This window comes from Lentibacillus salicampi, assembly GCF_004565465.1.
GTDB lineage: Bacteria > Bacillota > Bacilli > Bacillales > Amphibacillaceae > Lentibacillus > Lentibacillus salicampi.
On the sequence record NZ_SRHY01000071.1, the window covers coordinates 1 to 6,581 of the forward strand.

At 35.8% G+C, this 6,581-nt stretch carries 7 protein-coding genes and 1 pseudogene; 2 read left to right on the forward strand and 6 right to left on the reverse strand.

The genetic code is table 11. The annotated features are described in order from the left end of the window. The 6 genes and pseudogenes from E4U82_RS18955 to E4U82_RS18980 all read right to left on the reverse strand — a co-directional run. On the reverse strand, positions 1-256 hold a 256-nt coding region (locus tag E4U82_RS18955), incomplete at its 3' end, for a helix-turn-helix transcriptional regulator (RefSeq protein WP_135111809.1). A 207-nt stretch (positions 257-463) separates the two neighbouring features. Next, positions 464-682, reverse strand: coding sequence for a hypothetical protein (locus E4U82_RS18960; RefSeq protein ID WP_135111810.1), 219 nt, complete (start codon positions 680-682; stop codon positions 464-466). A 108-nt stretch (positions 683-790) separates the two neighbouring features. Continuing rightward, a complete protein-coding gene (locus E4U82_RS18965; RefSeq protein ID WP_135111811.1) occupies positions 791-1,201 on the reverse strand; it encodes a hypothetical protein in 411 nt (136 codons plus the stop codon). Between the two features lie 151 nt (positions 1,202-1,352). Further along, positions 1,353-2,465 carry a hypothetical protein gene (locus tag E4U82_RS18970; RefSeq protein ID WP_135111812.1) on the reverse strand — a complete coding sequence of 371 codons (1,113 nt, stop codon included), beginning with the start codon at positions 2,463-2,465 and terminating at the stop codon, positions 1,353-1,355. Positions 2,466-2,512: 47 nt separating this feature from the next. Beyond that, positions 2,513-3,496: a DUF4238 domain-containing protein gene (locus E4U82_RS18975; RefSeq protein ID WP_135111813.1), complete on the reverse strand. Its 984-nt coding sequence runs from the start codon at positions 3,494-3,496 to the stop codon at positions 2,513-2,515. A gap of 211 nt (positions 3,497-3,707) precedes the next feature. Continuing rightward, a pseudogene (locus E4U82_RS18980) lies at positions 3,708-4,118 on the reverse strand (GNAT family N-acetyltransferase). Positions 4,119-4,372: 254 nt separating this feature from the next. On the opposite strand from E4U82_RS18980, the gene E4U82_RS18985 reads away from it, so the two are divergent. Together E4U82_RS18985 and E4U82_RS18990 are read left to right on the forward strand one after the other, a co-directional pair. Continuing rightward, positions 4,373-4,981, forward strand: a complete 609-nt coding sequence (locus E4U82_RS18985) for a winged helix-turn-helix domain-containing protein (RefSeq protein WP_135111814.1) — start codon at positions 4,373-4,375, stop codon at positions 4,979-4,981. Between the two features lie 79 nt (positions 4,982-5,060). Continuing rightward, complete coding sequence (locus E4U82_RS18990) at positions 5,061-6,314, forward strand: MFS transporter (RefSeq protein ID WP_135111815.1); 1,254 nt, start codon at positions 5,061-5,063, stop codon at positions 6,312-6,314. Positions 6,315-6,581 lie beyond the last annotated feature (267 nt).

Genomic DNA, 6,581 nt, shown 5'->3' on the forward strand with positions numbered 1-6,581 from the left:
CTGGAGAATTGTATCCGTATTTAATGGCAATATCAATAATCCTGAAATTGCTATTGTTCAGCTCAAAAGCTGCAAGCGTGAGACGCCTTCTCCGAATATACTCCGACAACGTTACACCTGCCAGAAACGAAAACATTCGTTTAAAATGATACTCTGAACATAATGCCCGCTTTGCTACTTCATGACTGTCAATTCTATTGGCAAGATTTTCTTCATTAAAGCTCAAAGCATCATTCATGTTTTTAAGTGAATTCACTTTAATGACCTCCCTTACATCAACAGAATAGAAAGAAATGAAAGATTCTATCCGACTTTTCATGCACACTTATGCAGGGTCAACTTACTCTTCCGCAATATGGTCCCGATTCAGACACAGTGCTTCTTCAGCAACTGCGCCCTATTCTGGCATACTTTACAAACTTGGCTTATGAGATTGTAAAAGCGATAAAAACTTCTTTTTAGCTTATGTATATACCGCTGGAATGGAGGTATTTTCTGTTGCTACTTCATCTTCTAACTGTATATGATTTGCATTTATCTTTCTAACAACAAACATATTGCCTTCATACTCACCTTGACGGAAGTTATCCAATGCAACAAAATCATAAATGAGATGAAATGTTTCGATATCCATCATTTCATCTCTGATAAATTTGTCAAAAATACCTTCATCTTTACTCATCATTTCACCACCTTAACGTATCTAACAATCTGGTCCTTTTCTTCAACATTGGGCGCCAATGCTTGTTTGAGAATCGCGCCCTATTGTTTAATATGGGACTAACTAATCCTAATTCACAAAAACTGCACCTGATAAGATATTTCCATTAGCACTATTAACTTGTACTCTAAAAGAATTATAATCACTCAGCTGTTTTTTTGCCTTAACTATTTTGGTTATAATTTTATCAGCCTTTTGTGTATCTGCATTTGACTTAACGGAAAAATTTATTGAGGTTTCAATTATAATTGAGTTTTCAATTTTAACCGAATCTTTCTTTTTAACCGTTATACTGCGGACCACATCATTCTTTTTTATTTCATTCTCAATTATTTTAATTACTTCTGACAACTGCTCATTCTTTTTTTCACCATTAGATAATCCATTTGCATCAGATTTTATAACAGGAAAATTAAAAGCAAATACAGTTACCACAACCAAAATGAAAACAACGGCTACAACAAGATACTTCTTATTCAAAATAGACACACCTCCACTGACTGTTTTACATCAAAGGTATGTCCATTTTAAATTATTTATTCTTTTATATGGTTAGCGCGCCCTTTTCCTCAGGCTTCTTAGATCGAACACCGATATTTATTCCAGATAGGCGCCCGATTGCGGTATAATACTAATCCCCTTCCTCTTTCGGATTTAGTATTATATATTGTAGTATATTAGGATATTTATGTTTATTTTCTGGCTTATAGATTAGTTCAACTATGTACTCTATAATGTCAGTCGCGTGATATATTGCCTCATCACATTCACTGAAAGAAGGACGATACCCTTCGTGAACTACCTTATTTCTGTATTGATATGTAATTGCCCACCATTCCCCAACTCTTGTTTTATAATCGCTAATGTCAAAGTCTCCGCCAATGCGTGTGAAAAATTGGTCTTTTACTAGACTTTTATACCTCATACTTTCAGATTTTGCGCTTATTTCTTCACTCGTGAAACCCTCTTGCTTTAGAAATTCTCTATAAATGTTATACATAAAAATTTCTACAGACGTTTGGGCATTAATTATAGCTTGTCTGTAACTTCCATAAGAAAAATTTCTTCTAGCTTCGATCATAAACTCGTTTCCAGCTACAAAAGGATTTAAATTGTCTCCTACAACATCTACATAATTCATAATTTCATCTGTTTTCGAATGGGATAGATACTCAGAACTTATATTGGGGGCATTCATATGAATAGTAAATAAAATACTTGTCAACTCTTTGTAATTATGCCCATTGGATATTCGGAATAATAATGCTATATCGAAATGTTCCTTGGTTAATTTATGTGCTTTACTATCTTTTGTTTTGGCAAGATATGCCTCGACTACATTATTCACTTTGCTTAAAGATATATCAAATACATCCGTTAAGAGATCTTGCGCGGGATCTTTTAACGAGTTTTCATCCACATCGTCGAAAATATTAGTATACTTTTTAAATGCATAAGTAACTTCAACCCTTGTTCTTTTTATATCTACTTGGGTTCCGTCATTTTTATAGCTTCCCGTAAAAATAGTCTGTTTGTCCCAAATACTAGTAAATGTGAGATGACATACTTCTTCTGAATTTACTTTATAAAAAAGCATACTTTGTTCTGGAAAAGGTATAAAATATGGCAGTACTAATCCGAATTGAACTAATATCTTAGGAGCAAAATAATACTTCTCAATCTCCGGTTTTAACTTCCATAAATAATTTCCTTTATTAAAATAAAACCGATATTCACTACTCATAAAGCTATGTTCCCCCTTAGATAACACGTCTTCAAACTTTGTAAGTATCAGAGAACCACTTTCATCCGTCGTTCGCCTTTGATAAATTTCCTTTCTTCTATAAAATTATACGAAGTATCCGCAATCAACCGATCCATCACGGAGCATGTCGTCAAAAGATTAAGGTTCTCAATGACGTTTTTTTTCTTGTCATCGACTACATAAATTGCACGGTCATAAGGAATCATGTCCCGTTTTGCTTCCCTGTCAAAAAGTAGAATGGCAAACCGGGGGTTGAGCGGAAGAAATATCATTGAGAACCGTTTCTCATCCGTCCACTCAATGGATACAGGGTTATCTGAAGTGATAAACGGCAAGTCCGTTTCTGAATGAAAAAACGTTAAGCCTCCATAGAGCATCCCCGTCATCAGTCCGTCCACCAAAGTGTACAATTTTTCAAAAACGGGTTTGTATGAATCATTCAGTGGGATTTCACCCTTTCCACTTAAACGATAAACGACACCAAACAGGAAGATATTGTGAGTAATTTTAATCCAATCTGAAGCAGTCAGTCTTTCAATCACCGTACCTGAAAAATCATAACGGGCAAGCTCTTCCTGTGTAGCCTTAGCCATCTGTTCAAATACCTTCCTAAACCTGGGTGTGCGAATAAGTTGGACTATGAGGAATTTCCGGAGTTCAGGTCCCATTTGGTCCTTGAACGTAACTGACTTCCCGTGTTTCAGTTTGCTCAATTCCTCGGAATGAGCGACAAAGTTATTCAAAACCACTCCGATACTGTCTTCTACGTATTGTTTAATCGTCTTGTCCACCAGCTGCTCGTTCATTTTAGGAAGATTGATGAAAATTGGCATTATATCGGCATCGACATCGTAGAAGTAGTCCTCAGAACTAATGGAACTGATGCTCTGTGTAAATATTCTGTCCTGTTGCCAGTCGTACACCTTCACTCCATTACGATTCAAAGAAAAATTGCGATAGTAAGCCTGCGGCACATAATGCTGATTGACATTTTCATTTCGTTTCCCCATTGTTACCACCCATTTTTTGTTTTTTCTGCATAAACCATTTTTCCCGATTCAGCGTTACTTTTTAATCCTCTTATTGTATTATCCTGCGACTTTTTTCCTCGGGAGTTTTGTTATCTTTGCTCACATCACCTCTAATAGCTTTATGACTTATTCCACAAAATCGGTCCTTATAAGCAAGACGGGTGAAGCACCTATTCGATAACTGCGCCCGTTATGGAATATTTTTTAAAGTCGTATACGAAAATATTTCGGAATAGCCCAGAACATTAAATGCATATTCTTTACAAGCAGACGCTGCTTCCGTGGCATATCCCATATTCCAATACTCTTTAATAATGTGAAACCCGATTTCAGGTAAACTTGCACCATCGATGTCCTGCATTGTTATTCCACAATCACCGATAAATGTATCCCCTTCTTTTAAAATAACTGCCCATAGTCCGTGATTATATTGCTTATAATTTTTCACATTTCAGCTGATCCAATTTTTAACCTCGTCTTGGTTAAAGGGATGAGGGTAAAATTGCATAGACTCTGGGTCAGAAAGCACTTTTGATAATTCGTTTTGATCGTCCATTTTTAACTCTCTAAGGTATAATCGCTCCGTTTCTATTATCTTCATAATGACCCCCTACTATTTAATTTTTTATGCCACATAATGGCCCGATTCTCCAAGTCGCACGATTATTCTTTAAGACACATTCACTAAACCACCACTCTACCTTTACTTTTACCATAAAAACGCTACTTGAACAATGCGAAATTAAGGGGAAGTCAGACTTCACAGTAAACAGGCGGCAAATATAAATTGACAATTATAAATCAATTTGTTATTGTTTTGTTAAATTAATTTTACCGAGTAAATGGAGTGAACGAATGAAGGATATAAAATTGTTAACAACCCACGAACAATTGAAAGCACTAAGTGATCCTTTTAAATGTGAATTGCTATTACGCTTGATGGAAAAGCCACAGACTGGCAAACAGCTTTCGGAGGTGTTTGAATTATCTCGAGCAAGGATTCATTATCATTTAAAAGAATTAGAAAAAAATGATCTTGTGGCAATTGTACGAAAAGAAGAGAAAAATGGGATTGTACAAAAGTTTTACCAAGCAACTGCTGGAGGTTTTGTACCAGATCGGTCACTGCTCCCAAACTCAAATATGACTGAAACTGTCAGGCAAATGATGGTAAGTATGTTAGATCAGTCAAAAAGGAGAATACTTGCTGCGCCAGAAGAATCTTTGCAAGATAAGTCCGGATCCAAGGACCCATCAGAATGGAAATTTAGATCTAGCGCCTATGAGATCCACGCTAAAGAGCAAGATTTTATGGCATGGCAAAAAAAATTCTCCGCATTAATGGAAGAGCTTGCTGCGATTCAACGGCCGGAGCCTTCACCAGATGCCAAGTTATATTATTTCCATATACTAGGTCTGGAAATAGAAGAAGGAGTTTTTAAAAAAGAGGAAAAAGAGTCCTAAACTTCAGGTTTGGCTCTTTTTTAAGGGTCCATAGTTAAATAATTTTTACCGAATAAAAATAAATTACAGAGGTGATGTTATGGAACAAGTTAAAGCGAACGAGGAAATGAAGCATACTCCTTTATTTAGGTCAATGTCTTTTGTAACATTATGGGTTGCAACAGTGGTATCCAGTTTAAGTCTATCTATGTTTATGTTTATCCAAACATGGTATGTAGTTGATGAACTAAAAATGGAAGCAAGTCTGGGGATTGTAATGATATGTTTAACCGTCTCGAGAATGTTTTCCATGATTATTGGCGGAGTCTTAGCAGATAAAAGCAAACAAACCAAAATTATGTTCTTATCGGATTCTTCTAGAGCTATTCTATTATTGGGATTAGCTATTGCCTTTCTGTTTATTATGGAAGTTCCCATATGGGTTTTAGCCATCAATGCTGCTTTTTTTGGAGTCTTTGGGGGTTTATTCGAACCTGCAAGGGATTCCCTCCTACCAAAAATCGTCCAATCTGAACAGCTCACACGTGCCAACTCCTTAATTCAAGGAGCTATCCAAGTAGCTCTCTTTTCAGGACCTCTTCTTGCTGGATTGCTTATAAGTATTATTAGCTATCATGTATTACTAATTTTCATAAGTTTATTATTAGGTATTGCAGGACTAAGTGTTCTGTTTATTAGGATAAATCAAGGATCTTCTCAGGAAAAGAAACAGAATGATCGCATTTCTTTTATCCAACAACTCAAAGAAGGATTTGTGTATACTTGGGAAAAACCTTTGTTGCGAGCATTATTTACTATTACAGTCATTACAAACCTATTTATATCCGGGCCACTCATGATGGGGCTGCCCATTTTTGTTGAAAGTGTATTGAAGGGGGACTCCTTAGACTTTAGCTTCGTTCAAGGAGGATTTACCTTTGGAATGATTGCTGGCTCAATTATTATTGGTATCATTAATCTCAATAGAAATAGAGGAGCATATGCTTTATATTTAATTGCTCTTCAAGGGCTGGGAATGCTTTTATTTAGTCAGGTAAAAATTATTGAAATTGCTATTCCAGTAATCATTTTAATTGGCATGCTTAACCCCGCAATTAATATCCCGTTAATCTCCCTGGTGCAAACATATACAGATAAGAATAAGGTAGGAAGAGTAATGAGCCTAATTCGTACAGGGTCTTTAGGACTTATCCCCCTTTCCTATGCAATAACTTCATTTTTGTTAGGTATAGGGATTAAAATTAATGTAATAATGGCATGGAGTTCCTTACCATTACTTATTAGTGTCACAATATTATTTATAGGATTTCCTATCATGAGAAAAGCAGAATGATAAGCCTAGTGCAATTACCATAAAATTAATTGGTTCTGATGTTGCTCGTGTAGGCGTAAGCTCGATCAAACTGGTTAATTAAAATTTCCCAAAAAAGTTGTTCCAGCAAGCAAATATTACATCATTTTTATTCTGGTAGTGCGCCCTTTTATGGAATAGTCCTGTTGTTGGCTGCTATCACGATTGCATTTTATTAGGTTAGCTATGTTAAGACTTTCATCTGATTTATTCGAATATCAAATTCCAGAAAGAGGCACCGCCACCAGT